This window comes from Bifidobacterium sp. LH_743 (assembly GCF_056355775.1).
In genome coordinates, this window is the sequence record NZ_JBKESZ010000008.1 from 98703 (window position 1) to 114057 (window position 15355).

The following is a 15355-nucleotide window of genomic DNA, read 5'->3' on the forward strand; positions in this document are numbered from 1 at the left end:
AGGCGATGCCATAATCGAACGTATGTACGAATGTTTGGACTTGTTTTCCGAAGCGACCAGAACATGGTTCAGGCATGCGTTCGACCATCCGACCGAAGCACAGCGGCAGGCTTGGCCCGCTATACGAGCCGGTGAGAACGTTCTGGTGGTGGCTCCCACCGGCTCGGGCAAGACGCTATGCGCGTTCCTTTCCGCGATCGACCGGCTGATGTCCGGGAAAGAACGTCGGACGGCCCAGCCATCCGACTCAAAAAGCGGCAAACCGGTCGGCGGAGTCAAAGTGCTGTACATCTCGCCATTGAAGGCGCTGGGCGCGGATGTCGCGAAAAACCTGCAGGCTCCATTGGACGGTATCTCCAAACAATGCGAGACGATGGGCTTCCCTGCTCCGAATGTCAGCGTGGCCATGCGCAGCGGGGACACCTCGCCACAGGAGCGACGCCGAATCGTCAGCCATCCACCAGACATCCTCGTTACCACACCCGAATCGCTGTTCCTGCTGCTCACTTCCCAGGCGCGCCGGATACTTTCCACCGTCGAAACCGTCATCGTGGACGAAATCCATGCCGTGGCGGGAACCAAGCGCGGCGCGCATCTGGCGCTTAGCCTTGAACGGCTTGACGAGTTGACTGAAAAACCGGCACAGCGCATAGGACTGTCGGCCACCGTCAATCCCGTGGAGGAGGTGGCCCGCTTCCTCGGCGGCTCGCAGCCGGTACGCATCGTGCGTCCGCAGTCCCGTCCGGATATGGAGATCAAGGTAGTGGAGCCGCTCTCCGACATGCTTGACACCAGCGCCACCGGAGGGTCGGTATGGCCGGCCATCGAGCGCAGCGTGCTCGATGAGGTGCTTGTCCACCGCACCACCCTTGTGTTCGTCAACTCGCGAGGACTTGCCGAAAAGCTCACCGCACGGCTCAACGACCTCTATACGCAATCCCGTGGCGGTTCCATTCCCCAATATCAGGACATGGGCTCGCCCGAAGGGCGCGAGCATTTCGCCAGACACTATGATTCCGTGGTCGGCTCGACCACCATGCTGGTCGAGTCGCACGAGGATGCCGACGCGATCGCCATGGCCCACCATGGTTCGGTCTCCAAGGATCGTCGCAAGCAGATCGAGGAACAGCTCAAACGTGGACAACTGCGTTGCGTGGTGGCCACATCCAGCCTCGAACTCGGCATCGATATGGGGTCGGTGGATTTGGTCATCCAGATTGCCCCTCCGTTGTCGGTGTCGTCGGGGCTGCAGCGCGTCGGACGCGCCGACCACAAGGTCGGGGGAGTGTCGCACGCGTTGCTCTATCCGGTCACGCGTCAGCAGATCATCGGCATGGTGGCCAGTGTCGAAAGCATGCGGTCGGGGGATCTCGAACCACTGCGCGTCATCGGCAATCCATTGGATGTGCTCGCGCAGCAGACGGTCGCGGCGGCGGCGATGCACGACCTCAAACCGGACGAATGGTATGCCGTGGTACGCCGATCCGCGCCGTTCCGCGATCTTGAACGTTCCATGTTCGACGCCACCATGGGCATGATGACCGGTGCCTACAACAGCGAGGACTTCTCCGCATTCCGGCCGCCTCTGCAATACGACGAGGAATCGGGGCTTATCACCGCCAGACCCGGTGCCGCGCGTCTCGCAGTCACCAGCGGCGGCACCATTCCCGACCGTGGCATGTATACCGTCGTGCTCCCCGAAGAAGGTTCCGGTCCGGGGCCGCGCAAAGTGGGGGAGCTGGATGAGGAGATGGTCTACGAATCCCGGGTCGGGGACGTCATCACCTTGGGCACTTCGACATGGCAGATCCAGGAGATCACCCACGACCGTGTCGTGGTGCTGCCGGCTCCCGGGCGCACGGCTCGGCTGCCATTCTGGCATGGCGACCAGGATGGACGTGATTACCATTTCGGCATGACGGAAGGGCGTCTCGTCCGCGAGCTGAGCCGTGAACTGTCCTCCGGAACGGACGGCTCCGTCGGAAAACCGAAATTCACCGCATCGGCGGAGCGGCGACTGCGGGACGACGGACTTGACGGCAACGCCATCGGCGATCTGGCCGCATTGCTGGCCGAACAGCGCGAATCGACTGGCATCGTGCCCGACGACCGTGAACTCGTCGTGGAACGTAGTCGGGAGGAAGACGGCGATTGGCGCATCATCGTGCACTCCCCGTTCGGCAGACGCGTTCACGAGCCGTGGGCCATGGCCATCACCACACGTCTGAAGCAACGTTACGGCTTCGATGGACAGGTGCATGCGGCCGATGACGGCATCATCCTGCGTTTGCCGGATGGATACGCCGATATGCGGATGCGTGATCTGATATTGTTTGACTGCGATGAGCTGCAACGCATCGTGGAGACGCAGATCGGCAAAAGCGTGCTGTACATGGCGCGATTCCGCGAATGCGCCGCACGATCGTTGTTCCTGCCCCGCACCAGACCCGGCAAACGTGTGCCGCTATGGCAGCAGCGGCTGAAAGCCGCGCAATTGCTCAACGCGGCACGCGCCTGCAGGAATTTCCCGCTCCTATTGGAAACCGCGCGCGAATGCCTGCAGGACGTCTACGATCTGCCTGCATTGCACCAGGTGATGGCGGGATTGAATGATGGTGCCATCAATCTGACCGAAACGACCACGCGGACGCCTTCGCCATTTGCAGAACAGCTACTGTTCGGATTCGTCGGATCGGTGATGTACCAATATGACGTTCCCCAGGCCGAACGCAGCACGCAGCTGCTGTCCATGGATCCGGAAGTGCTGGAACGACTGCTGGGCGCCGCAGACATGGCCTCGCTACTGGACCCGGACGCTATCGCGCAGGTCGAGCAGGAACTGGCCAGAAGAACGTTCTGGAACGATCTGGATGAGGATGATGTCACGGGCCGAGTCACAAGATACGCCAAAACACACGGACCATTCACCGCGGACCAGATGATCGCACAGCTCCGGATCGACGCGACGCGGGCGGTCCATGCCCTGGACGAGCTGAACGCCAAAGGGACTTTGCTCAAAGGACGTTTCTCCGGTTCGGACCAGGCCGTCGACCAGTGGCTCCACGTCGAGGTGTTCCGACGTATTCGGTCGCTATCCCTCGCCAAAGCACGCCGTGCCGTCAAACCAGTCGACCAGACGGCATATCAGGCGTTCCTGCTGGATCGCCAAGGCGTCGGACCGGTGGGCGGTGCCCGATATGAAGGCGCCGACGGGCTGTTGCGCGTCATCGAACAGCTCGAAGGCGTGACTCTCAATGCCGACGTATGGGAATCCTCGGTGTTTCCGGCACGGGTCCGCGATTACGAGCCGGGCATGCTCGACGAACTGCTCGCATCCGGAGAAGTGGTATGGGTCGGCTCCAAATCCAATGGATCCAATGCCAAGGATGCCGGCACCATCGCATTCCATCCCGCCGACTCACGTTTGCTAGACATGCCGGATAATCCTGAACGGAACGAGTCGCACACCGATGCCATGACCGTTCCGGAAGCAGTGCTCGCCGTTCTGGATGGTGGCGGAGCCTTTCCCGCCCGGCAGCTCTCATCCATGGCGAAAACCCTATGGCAGAACCATGCCGAGATCCAAGTGAATGCCGAAACGGGGGAGATCATATACCCCTCGTGGAACGAGGAGCGGTTCGAAGAGGCGTTATGGTCCTTGGTATGGCAGGGCAGGATAACGAACAGTTCGTTCATGCCCGTCCGTTCGCTGTCCCGCAGACATGGAACGGTCCGTACACCTCGCGTGCCCGCCCGCAGACGCGTGCGGACACGTTCTTCGATTCCCGCTACGCTTGGCGGACTGTGGTCTGCGGTCAACCCGGACGGCACGGTCGGTTCCGACGAGTCGGCGCGGCCATCAGGCGCTGAGGAATACGAGATTGAACTGGTCGAATCGCTTTTGGACCGATACGGCGTGCTCGCCGCCCCTCTGGTGGACAAGGAACGGATCCCCGGAGGATTCTCCGGATTGTATCCGGTGCTCAAGCGTATGGAGGAACATGGACTCCTGGCCAGAGGCATGTTCGTCAAAGGCTTTGGCGCGGCCCAATTCGCCAGCCGTGACACCGTTGATGTCCTACGCGACGAGCACGGGTCGCGTGGCCTGTCCTGCGTGGCGCTTGATGTGACCGATCCTGCCGTTCTGACGGGATCCGCGATCGCATGGCCGCAACAGGAGCATCTCAAACCGGCACGAAGAGCCGGCTCAATCATCGTGCTCGCCAAAGGCGCTCCGGTCATATTCGCCATGCCGAAAAGCCATAAGCTCGTCAGTTTCACCGATGACGAGCCGACATTGCGATCCGCTTGCGCGGAACTCGCCTATACACTGCAGCGGCTTCCCAGCGGCAGCGTCAGCTTTGCCGAAATGAACGGCGAACCATTGAATGCTCGCAACGATGCATGGCGTCTGCTACGCGCCGCGGGATTCACCGACAGTCCGCAAGGCATGAAACTGTACCGCTGAGCGTCGTTCATGCGCATTGACGCAAAACGGGGATGCCGTGCATCGGATTCATACCGGCGCACGGCATCCCCGCGATTTTCAGGAATCCAGAAAAACCTATTTTTAACCGGCCACCGCGATCGGAGCCGACAGTTCTGTTCCGGAACCATCACGACGCATATCGGGTTTCGGCAACTCCACGTCGGTTCCGCCACTGGTCGAGGCATGAACCGGATATGCGCCCACAAACGCGAGAATCAACGTGTCCTGCCCCTTAAGGAACCGCTGCGAGCGGACCCCGCCAGTGCCACGGCCCTTCGTCGGATACATTTCCAACGGAGTGACCTTCGCCGAACCGTTCTCTGTGCCCGGCAACGCCTTGGAATCGCCGGCCACGGTCAATACCACGGCTCCGGAAGCGGAGAACAGGCCGTTCTCGCCCTCCTCATAGTTCCAAGCCACCTTATCTGCCGGAACGACCGCGAAAGCGGCCACCGTGCAGCCTTCCGCCAATCGGATGCCGGCCATGCCTCCGGCGGTACGGCCCTGAGGCCGCACGTTCTTTGCCTCGAACGTCAGCAGGGAGGAATCGGTGGACACGAAGACCAAACGGTCATCGTCGTTCGCTTCGGCCGCGGCGAGCACCGCGTCTCCATCCTTCAAATCGATGACGCTCCACGAATCCATGGTGGTCGGCGACTCGCGGTTCCAACGCTTGACCACACCATTGCGCGTGCCCAACGCCAAGGGAGCTGGCTGGCCGTCATCCGGAGACGGCATGGCTATCGCCGCGACGACCCGTTCCCCACGAATCGGATCGGTGTTCTCCGTCATGCCCAGAAGCTCCTCCGCCTTCACGCCTCCGGCTGCGCTGATTGTTCCCTCGGAGGAGACCTTCGGCAGTTCGACCACATGGGCCAGTACCAGACGACCTGCGGACGTGATCAGACCATACGAGGAACGTGTGGAAGTGCGGAACATCGAAACGATCTGATCGTCCTTGGCCCGGTTCGCGGAAGCGGAACGGTTCTCCCAACGTTCCACCGCATCTACGGAAGTCCGCGCTATCAGGCCGGTGGCGGACAGCATCACCGCGCAAGGCTCATCGTCAATCTGCAGAGCCGCCGCGGTGGCGTTATCCTCACCGGCCTTCTTCGCAGCCTTCGCGGCCGCGGCCACGTCCGCCGCGGTGGAGGAGACGGTGGCCGCCGCGCGCGCCGCAGCCACCGCATTCGCGGAAACACCGTCATCACCATGCGCCACCACCGGAGTCAGATTGCCTTCGGCATCCTCATCCAGCAGCACGGTACGACGCGGAGTGCCATATTTGGCCACGGCGTCGTCCATCTCGTCGATGACCACGCCATCAAGCGCCTCATCGGAGGCGAGAATCCGCTCGAGCTCCTCGATGCGTTTCCTCAGATCGTCGCGTTCCGCTTCCAGTTCGATACGGCTCATCTTGGTCAGACGACGCAGACGCAGATCGAGGATGTACTGGGCTTGGACCTCATCCAGATCGAATACGGCGATGAGCTTAGTCTTCGCGGCCTCGGCGTCATCAGAGGAACGAATCACCTGAATGACCTCGTCGATGTCCACCATGGCCAGCAGCAGGCCTTCCACCAGATGCAGACGCTCCAGCGCTTTCTTCCTGCGGAATTCGCTGCGGCGGCGAATCACCGTGCGGCGGTGATCCACCCACACCTGAAGCATCTCCTTGAGGCCCATGGTGTGCGGACGACCATTGACCAACGCCACGTTGTTGATGGTGAAATTGTCCTGCAACGGCGTGTGCTTGAACAGCTGGACCAGCACGGCGTTCGGATCGAAACCGGTTTTGACCTCGATGACCAGACGAGTGCCATTATGACGGTCGGTCAGATCGATGGCGCCGGAAATACCCTCCAGCTTGCGGTTCTTCACGCCCTCGGAAATACGTTCCAGCACACGTTCCGGACCAACCATGAACGGAAGCTCCGTCACCACGATCGCCTTCTTGCGCGCCGTCACATTCTCGATATGCGTGACCGACCTCGTGGTCAACGCGCCACGGCCGGTCTCATACGCCTCACGGATGCCCTTGCGGCCCACAATCACGCCACCGCTCGGCCAATCCGGCCCCGGCACGTAGCGCATCAACTCCTCCAAGGTCGCGTCGGGATGACGCATGAGATGCTTGGCCGCGGCCACCACCTCACCAAGATTGTGTGTGGCCATGTTCGTGGCCATGCCGACGGCTATGCCGGAACCGCCATTGACCAGCAGATTCGGAATCGCCGCGGGCAGAACGGTCGGCTCCTTGAGCTTGTTATCGTAATTCGGCGTGAAATCAACCGTATCCTCCGCGATGTCCGCATTCATGCCCAACGCGGCCGGAGCCATGCGCGCCTCGGTGTAACGAGAGGCCGCCGGACCATCATCAAGGGAACCGAAATTGCCATGGCCGTCCACCAACGGCAGCCGCATGGCGAACGGCTGCGCCAAACGCACCATCGCCTCGTAGATCGCGGAATCGCCGTGAGGATGAAGCTTGCCCATCACCTCGCCCACCACACGGGCCGACTTCATGTACGGCCGATCCGGATTGAGATTCATCTGACCCATCTGATAGATGATGCGCCGCTGCACCGGCTTCAGACCATCCCTGGCATCAGGCAGCGCTCGGGCGTAGATCACCGAATACGCGTATTCGAGGAACGATTTGCTCATCTCCTCGTTCAACGGCGTCTCGACGATGTTCTCCTTGACCGTACGCGGGTCGAAGGCTGGTTTTGCCGGTTTGCGGTGCGACACCATGCGGTGGTTCTCCTCACGGAAAGTTTATGGTAATCAACCTAGCAATGTTACCAGCTGGTACTGCCGCGGTGCTTGAATGGAAACCATGAGTGTTGAAGTGCCCGATACCGACCAGCTGCTGTCCATGACCAGACCGGCGTCATACGGAGACGATACGCCAGATGGGAACGCTCGTGGCGGAGCCTTTCACCTGTCCTCGGTGCTTCCCGCCATCTCCAGCGCCATCGGGCATCCCATACCGACAATGGTGCACGCCGACCCGAAACGCCTGCAGGAAGCGCTTGGCCTGCCCGACGCGAGTTCGGCGGTCGTGGTCCTGGTGGACGGCCTCGGCTATTGGAACATCAACATGAGGCTGGGGCACGCGCCATACCTACGCTCGCTGATGGCGGACAGCGCCAACCAACGTCCGATCGCCACATGCATGCCCAGCACCACGGTGGCCGCCATGTCCACCTTCGGCACCGGCACCTGCCCCGGACTGACCGGCATGACCGGATACACGCAGCTTAATCCCGACACCGGGGAGATCTGCCAGCTCATATCCTTCAAAAACGCCCCCGCGCCGATGGAACTGCAGCGTCAGCCGACCATTTTCGAACGACTGACGGCGCAAGACGCTCGCGTCACCAGTTCGGGCCTGCCGAAGTTCGCGTTCTCCGCATTGACACAGGCGGCATTGCGCGGCAGCGATTACATCTCCAACGACGACCCGCGCCGACGCATCATGGCGGCCGCCAATGCGGCACGGACACCGGGATTGACATACGTGTACCTGCGCGACACCGATAAGATCGGACACAATTACGGTTGGGATTCCGACAAATGGATCGGCGCATTCGAACGTGTCGATGCGCAGCTGGGACTATTGCGGCGCAACCTTCCCAAAGGCACACTCATGGTCATCGTGGCGGACCACGGGATGATCACCGCGGATCCGGAATGCTGCGTCGACATCGCAGCGGACCCCCGCCTGATGAGGGGAGTGGCGAAGGTGGGAGGCGAACCGCGTTGCGTCATGCTCTACGCCGAAACCGATGAGAACCCAGAAGACATTGCCATGAGATGGCGCGAGACATTGGGGGAGCGGGCACAGGTACGCACGCGTCGGCAGGCCATTGAGGAAGGCATCTATGGGCAGGTGGCCCCATACGTGGAACCGATGATCGGAGACGTGATCGTGTCCTCGACCGGCGCCACCACCATCGTCGATTCACGCACGCAAGCGGAAAAGGCGATGCATCTGCCCAGCGTCCACGGTTCGCTTACCAGATTGGAATCGGACATCCCCTGTCTGATCGACATCGCATAAGACATCCGTCTGGAAACGCTCGACGAGATCCCGTCCCCTTCAAGCAGGTTCCCATGGAAAGGATGTCGTCAGTCTCCGAACAGGATTTCATCCCAGCTTGGCACCGCGGAACGCCCCGAACGGCGTTTCGTCTTGGTTGTGTTCTGGCTGTGCGGGTCCTGCGTCTGCTCAGTCTTGGGCGTGGCGGACGCGGTCGCTTCCACGACTCCGGTTTTCGCGTCCTGGGTGTCGGCCGCAGCCTGCGGGGCCTTCGCTTCGGTAGGCAGGAGGCTTGACACTGCCTCCGGACGATCAGGCAACGGCACATCGTTGTTCGTTATGGGGCTGGACGCATCGAGGGCATTCGCGGCGGTTCTGCCGTCATCCGACGGCGCGGGCGCCGTCGTAGGCGGTTCCAGCGTGTTCCATGCGGACACCGTCTGCTCGATACGTGCGGAACGTGCGGAATCTCCAGGAAGATTCAACGAAGTGAGGAATCCCTGATCGACATGCTTTTCAGCATGTCCTTCCTTCGATGTGTCCTGCTCGCCGATAAGCTTGCGTGCCGCGGAATTGAGGCAGACGACCGCATTGTCATGCATGTTCCACGACCATTCCGCACAGACGGTCCGACCGGAGGATTCGAATTGCGCGCTGATCTTCCACGGCTCCAATCCACGTCTGGTGGCCTTCCACTTCACGCCTTCCAAACGCACCCGCGCGGCCGCGAACGTGCGCTCGATCAGCTCGGAAAGCGACCGCACCCGGCTTTCCTTTGGAGCGGGAACGGCGAGGAACTGTTCGATCGCATACTGCTTTTCGGTCTCCACCGCCGATGAGAAACGCCGAACGAGTGCTTCGCTCAGTCCATAACGTTCCGCGACGCGTGTCGGACTCGCGCCGGCTCGAATCAGCGATTGGATTTGCGATATCGGCAAAGTGGCGGGGGCCTGGGCCTGATGCTCCTCCTGGGCTTCGGAGCGAATCTGCTTCGCCTCCAAAATGGCTCTTTCAAGCGATTCAGTGACTTTGACGGCGAATTTGCCGGCACCTGAAACAAAGATGAGTTCGCCGGTTTCGCTTACATGATCGAACCGTGCGTCTTCGAGCGCATTCTCAGGCACAACACACCACTTTCCCTTGATTTTTTCTATTAATTCTATTGTGCCCCACGTGTCGGATTTTACGAGTATTTCAATTCGTGTATTCTAGCGGGGGAAAAGTCATGTATTCTATGGCGCATAAGGCACCGTAGATGATGAAAGGAATCTCGATGGCACAGGATTATGATTCCCCGCGCAACAAGGACGAGGACGAGGAGTCGCTCCAGGCTTTGGGCAAAGGTTCTCAGAACAACTCCAACGACATGGATGACGATGAGAACGCCATCGCCGAGGATTACGAGCTGCCGGGCGCCGATTTGAGCAACGAGGACGCTTCGGTGACCGTCATCCCGATGCAGGGCGACGAGTTCATCTGCTCCGAATGTTTCCTGGTGAAGCATCGCAGCCAGCTTGACCACACCACCGCCGATGGCCAGCCGGTATGCAAGGAGTGTGCTGCCTGATGGCGTTCGACGAAGCATACAATGAGCCGGAAAACGTCGAGGTTCTGGTAAAGTCGCTGAATCCCGACCAACCTGCTCAACTGCATTACGCCCACGCCGGAGACGCGGGCGCGGACCTGCGCACCACCGAAGAGGTCACGCTTGAGCCGTTCCATAGGGCACTGGTGCCCACAGGAGTGGCAATCGCGTTGCCGGCCGGCTACGTCGCGCTCGTGCATCCGCGTTCCGGGCTTGCCGTCAAACAGGGTGTCACCGTGCTGAACGCGCCGGGCACCATCGACGCCGGATACCGTGGCGAGATCAAAGTGCCGCTGATCAATCTCGACCCAGAGCATACCGTGACGTTCCATCCGGGCGATCGCATCGCGCAGCTGGTCATCCAACGGTATGTCGAGGCGAAATTCATCGACGCGCAGACATTGCCCGGTTCCGACCGCGCCGAGCGCGGGTTCGGTTCGACCGGCGTCGCATCCTGACGGACACATACGACCAACGAAGGTTTTGGGAAACACCCGATCGCGCGACATGCGGTCGGGTGCTCCCGATATGCGTCGATACGCGGGTACTATAGGGTTCATTCCAAGCGAGGAGGATGAAATGAGCGACATGGATCATGAGGTTCGTTCGGCCCGGATGCTGGGTTGCGAGATCAGCACGAATCCCCTCGACCCGCTTGAGCCGATTCTGAGGATGTGCGAATACCATCATCCCGGCGAGGATATGAGCATTCTTTCAAGGGCGTACCAACGCGCGGTCACCCAGCATTCGTCGCAGCGACGCAAATCCGGCGAGCCCTACATCATCCATCCGCTTGCGGTGGCGCAGATCCTCGCCGATCTGGGCATGGGGCCGCTGGTCGTGGCCGCGGGACTTCTGCACGATACGGTGGAGGACACCGATTACACGCTTGACGAATGCCGTGCCGAGTTCGGCGACACAGTGACCGGACTGGTCGACGGCGTCACGAAGCTTTCCAAGATGGAGTACGGCGATTCCGCCCAGGCCGAAACCATCCGCAAGATGGTGGTGGCGATGAGCCGGGACGTGCGCGTGCTGGTGGTCAAGCTCGCCGACCGCGTGCACAACGCCCGCACATGGCGTTACGTCAAGCAGTCGAACGCGCAGAAGAAGGCGCGCGAAACGCTGGACGTGTACGCTCCGCTCGCCAATCGCCTCGGCATGAACGCCATCAAGACCGAACTCGAGGAACTGAGCTTCAAGGTCCTGTATCCGAAGATCTACAACGAGATCGTGGTGTTGGTGGCTCGTCGTGCCGGCCAGCGGGACGTGTATCTGAAGCAGATCCTCGCCGAAGTCAATGAGGATCTTAGCGCCCAGCACATCAAGGCCTATGTGACGGGCCGTCCGAAGGACTACTTCTCCATCTACCAAAAGATGATTGTGCGCGGACATGATTTCGCGAACATCTACGATCTGGTGGGCGTGCGTATCATCGTCGACACGATTCAGGACTGCTATGCGGCGTTAGGCGCGGTGCACGCGCGGTGGAGCCCGGTTCCGGGCCGCTTCAAGGATTACATCGCCATGCCGAAGCTCAACATGTACCAGAGCCTGCACACCACGGTGGTCGGTCCTGGCGGCAAGCCGGTCGAGATTCAGATCCGCACGTGGGACATGCACCGGCGCGCCGAGTTCGGCATCGCCGCGCACTGGAAATACAAGGAGAATGGCCAGGCCGGCCGTGCCCTGAGCTCGCCGGACAAGTCCGACCGCAAGCGTGGGGAGAATCAGGAGCTGAGTGAGGCCGACAACCTCAAGTGGATCCAACAGCTTGCCGACTGGACGAGCGAGACCCCGGACTCCAACGAATTCCTCGGATCGCTCAAGGAGGATCTGGGCGGATCCGAAGTATACGTGTTCACGCCGAAAGGCAAGATCGTCTCCCTGCCGGCCGAAGCCACTCCGATCGACTTCGCCTACGCGGTGCATACCGAAGTCGGGCACCGTACCATGGGCGCGCGCGTGAACGGGCGGTTGGTGCCGCTCGACACCAAGCTTGAGAACGGCGATACCGTCGAAATACTGACATCCAAATCCGAGTCGGCCGGCCCGTCACGTGATTGGCTGAGCTTCGCCAAAAGCCCGAAGGCTCGCAACAAGATCCGTCAATGGTTCAGCAAGGAACGTCGCACCGAAGCCGTCGAGGAGGGGCGCGACGAACTGACCCGCGCCATGCGCAAGCGCAACCTGCCGATTGGCACGTTGATGACTCCGGAAGCGTTGGTCGGCATCGCCGATGAGCTGAATTTCGCCAATGCCGATGCCGTGTTCGCGGCGATCGGCGACGGGCAGATCTCCACGCAGAACGTCATCTCCCATCTGGTCCGGGATGCCGGCAGCGACGAGGTCGACGAGGAGGTTGAGCAGGAGGCGTTGCCGCTCAAGCAAGTGGAGCGCACCAAGAAGACCACCAGTTCGTTGGGTATTTCCGTCAAGGGTGTGGGCGACATCTGGGTCAAGCTGGCTCGCTGCTGCATGCCGGTGCCAGGAGACAAGATCATCGGCTTCATTACCCGCAACCAAGGCGTGTCCGTGCATCGCGTGGACTGCCAGAACATGCTCGAACTGGAAAGACGTCAGCCCGAACGTGTGGTGGACGTGCAGTGGACCAGCACCAAGGGTGTGTTCATGGTCAAGATCCAGGTCGAGGCGCTTGACCGTCCGCATCTGTTGAGCGATGTGACGCGCGTGCTGTCCGATCATGGCGTGAACATCATTTCCGGTGCGATCTCCACCGGCACTGACCGTGTGGCCACCAGCCAGTTCAGCTTCGAAATGGCCGACCCGCAGCATCTGAACACATTGCTTGCGGCCGTGCGCAAGATCGAAGGCGTGTTCGATGTGTACCGCATCACCGGAGCGAAGGATTCCGCGGAACCGCGGCTGCGCAAGATGTGACGGTTCCGGTCAATCGGATCTCAGAAAAATGAAGCCCCTCGTCGGAGGGGCTTCATTCGTATCGTATGGCGATTGCCGCTTGAATACTATTACTTGAGCACTTCCACGGATACGATGCCGACCGGCTCGGTTGGACGGTCCATGCGATCGGTGTTCACGGCCTCGAGCTTGTCGACCACGGCCTTGGACTCGTCATCGGCGACCTCGCCGAAGATGGTGTGATGGCCATCCAACCACGGGGTCGGCACGGTGGTGATGAAGAACTGGGAGCCGTTGGTGCCGTGGATTTTGCCGTCGCGGCCGCGACGCAGGCCTGCGTTTGCCATGGCCAGCAGATACGGATGGTCGAACTTCAGCTCCGGAACGATCTCGTCGTCGAAATCGTAGCCCGGGCCGCCGGTGCCGTTGCCCAGCGGGCAACCGCCCTGGATCATGAAGTCCTTGATGATGCGGTGGAAGGTCAGGCCGTTGTAGAACGGCTCATGGGAAGGCTGGCCGGTCATCGGATCGGTCCATTCCTTCTCGCCGGTCGCGAGACCAAGGAAATTGGCCACGGTGTTCGGGGTCTTGTCGTCGAACAGGTTGATTTTGATGTCACCTTCGGAGGTGCGCATGATAACTGTAGTCATGGTCCTAAGTGTCTCATGGGCTTGAGACCGGGGCGTCTGGCACAGGCATCATGGGTCGACGCAGGATGTGGGGTCTTGCGACATGATTGGTGATGGGATCGATGGTGATCCAATGAACGGCGCCGGTCTAGTACATGCCGCGAATCTGGTTTTTAGTGGTGCTCGGTTTTTCTGCGTTTGCTGACAAGAGCCATGGAGCAGCATGTCGATACGCACAGATTCATTATGCAGGTTGCTGCCGGCAGCAGTCGTATGAACGACTGACTGTAGAAATCGATGACATCCGGATCCATGGATTCCGAGTGCATTTCAAAAACCGGATACGATGCGAGAGCCAGCGTCGAACTCACGAGGAACAGTATCCAAATGACGGACAGCCGCAGGATGGATACTGTTCGGCCTTCCCGATGCATTTTTTTCGAGAACATAAAAAGAGTCCAAGAGGCCACGGCGATTAACGTACCCGCGCAATACAACAGCCCGGGGAACTCGCTACGCATGATTCCGTCCTTACTTCAGTTGCAGGTAATTTGGCTTATCGATGTCCTGGATGGTTCGAGATTATACGGTGTTTTGATATCGCCGTACCTGACATGGTAGTCGAATTGTTCTTTCTCGTCGGGGCTGGTGCCGTTTTGTTGGACTCGTCATTGATTCCATCACCACCAATCATGCCACAAGACCGAGCTCGCGTCGACGGTCCATGATGCTCATGCCGAACTCCGTCTTGATCCGCTTGTCCCGATACCAGACCATGTAGTCGTCCAGCATGCCGATGAACTCGTCCATCGAGACGCCGGCGAAGCTGCGCTTGTGGAAGAACTCCTGCTTGAGGCGTCCGAAGAACCCCTCCGCGGCGGCGTTGTCGGGAGAACAGCCTTTCGCGCTCATGGAACGCGTCAGGTTGTTGTCCTCGCAGATGCGGATCCATTCCGGCCACCTATAGTGGCAGCCACGGTCGCTGTGGATGATCGGCCTCTCGCCGTCCTTGAGCGTGGAGCACGTGTCCAACAGCATGCCGTTGGCCAACGCCGCGTTGGGGCTCGTTCCGATCGTCCACGCGACCGGCATGCCGTCGTAGCAGTCGATCACGGGCGACAGGTACGCCTTGCCCGCGGGGATCGAGAACTCCGTGAGATCCGTGACCCACAGCATGTTCGGCCGCTCGGCGTGGAAATCCCTGTCCACCAGGTTCGCCGGGGCCTTGGTCAGCTCGCCCTTGTACGAGCTGTACCGCTTCGCGCTCTTGAACAGGGGCACCAGGCCGTTTCCGGTCATGAGCCTCATGATCCGTTTCGCCGACACCCTGACGCCCATGCCCTTCAGCTCCAGGTGGATCCGCTTGTACCCGTAGCGCCGCTCGCTGTTCTCGAACGCCTCGCGCACGAGCTCCAGGAGGGAAGCATCCTTGTCGGGACGTTTCATGGCGTTGAGCTGGTAATGGTAGGTGCTGCGCGCGATGCCGACCACACCCAACAGGCTCCTGGCGGTAACGCCCAGCGTCTCGCTAACGGTCCTGACGAGGAGCGTCTTCTCGCGGTTGGTCAGGTTTTCCGGGTCTGTGCCCGGCTCTTTTCCCAACAGCTCCAACGCGCCCTTCCGGATCGCGATCTCGATGTCCAGCTCCTTCTTCTCCCGCCGCTGCCGTTCGATGTCGGCGTCCAGCTCGTCCAGACGGGCCCGCGTCTCCGCCAGCCTCCTCTCCA

10 protein-coding genes are annotated in these 15355 nt (G+C 60.6%); 5 read left to right on the forward strand and 5 right to left on the reverse strand.

The genetic code is table 11. The annotated features are described in order from the left end of the window. The first annotated feature begins 22 nt into the window (after window positions 1–22). A complete protein-coding gene (locus AC1ATL_RS09085) occupies window positions 23–4468 on the forward strand; it encodes a DEAD/DEAH box helicase (protein ID WP_476569992.1) in 4446 nt (1481 codons plus the stop codon). Between the two features lie 102 nt (window positions 4469–4570). Here the strand turns inward: AC1ATL_RS09085 and AC1ATL_RS09090 are convergent, their stop codons facing one another. Further along, window positions 4571–7243: a DNA gyrase/topoisomerase IV subunit A gene (locus AC1ATL_RS09090; protein WP_476569978.1), complete on the reverse strand. Its 2673-nt coding sequence runs from the start codon at window positions 7241–7243 to the stop codon at window positions 4571–4573. Window positions 7244–7328: 85 nt separating this feature from the next. On the opposite strand from AC1ATL_RS09090, the gene AC1ATL_RS09095 reads away from it, so the two are divergent. Then, window positions 7329–8555, forward strand: coding sequence for an alkaline phosphatase family protein (locus AC1ATL_RS09095; RefSeq protein ID WP_476569979.1), 1227 nt, complete (start codon window positions 7329–7331; stop codon window positions 8553–8555). 68 nt (window positions 8556–8623) lie between these two features. Here the strand turns inward: AC1ATL_RS09095 and sepH are convergent, their stop codons facing one another. Further along, on the reverse strand, window positions 8624–9658 hold the full coding sequence (gene sepH, locus AC1ATL_RS09100; protein WP_476569980.1) for a septation protein SepH: 1035 nt from the start codon (window positions 9656–9658) through the stop codon (window positions 8624–8626). Window positions 9659–9807: 149 nt separating this feature from the next. Between sepH and AC1ATL_RS09105 the strand changes: the two genes are divergently transcribed. The 3 genes from AC1ATL_RS09105 to AC1ATL_RS09115 all read left to right on the forward strand — a co-directional run bounded on the left by AC1ATL_RS09105 (window position 9808) and on the right by AC1ATL_RS09115 (window position 13020). Beyond that, on the forward strand, window positions 9808–10101 hold the full coding sequence (locus tag AC1ATL_RS09105; RefSeq protein ID WP_026646096.1) for a DUF4193 domain-containing protein: 294 nt from the start codon (window positions 9808–9810) through the stop codon (window positions 10099–10101). Further along, the gene (dut, locus tag AC1ATL_RS09110; RefSeq protein ID WP_476569981.1) at window positions 10101–10577 is read left to right on the forward strand and encodes a dUTP diphosphatase; all 477 of its coding nucleotides are present in this window, start codon (window positions 10101–10103) and stop codon (window positions 10575–10577) included. The genes AC1ATL_RS09105 and dut overlap by 1 nt, the downstream gene beginning before the upstream one ends. Window positions 10578–10698: 121 nt before the next feature. Beyond that, window positions 10699–13020, forward strand: coding sequence for a RelA/SpoT family protein (locus tag AC1ATL_RS09115; protein WP_476569982.1), 2322 nt, complete (start codon window positions 10699–10701; stop codon window positions 13018–13020). 89 nt (window positions 13021–13109) lie between these two features. Here AC1ATL_RS09115 and AC1ATL_RS09120 read toward each other — a convergent pair whose 3' ends face one another. The 3 genes from AC1ATL_RS09120 to AC1ATL_RS09130 all read right to left on the reverse strand — a co-directional run. Further along, on the reverse strand, window positions 13110–13649 hold the full coding sequence (locus AC1ATL_RS09120) for a peptidylprolyl isomerase (protein WP_432623937.1): 540 nt from the start codon (window positions 13647–13649) through the stop codon (window positions 13110–13112). A 152-nt stretch (window positions 13650–13801) separates the two neighbouring features. Next, window positions 13802–14149 carry a hypothetical protein gene (locus AC1ATL_RS09125; protein ID WP_476569983.1) on the reverse strand — a complete coding sequence of 116 codons (348 nt, stop codon included), beginning with the start codon at window positions 14147–14149 and terminating at the stop codon, window positions 13802–13804. 169 nt (window positions 14150–14318) lie between these two features. After that, window positions 14319–15355 (reverse strand): IS3 family transposase (locus AC1ATL_RS09130; RefSeq protein WP_476569984.1); only part of this gene is annotated, 1037 nt, incomplete at its 5' end.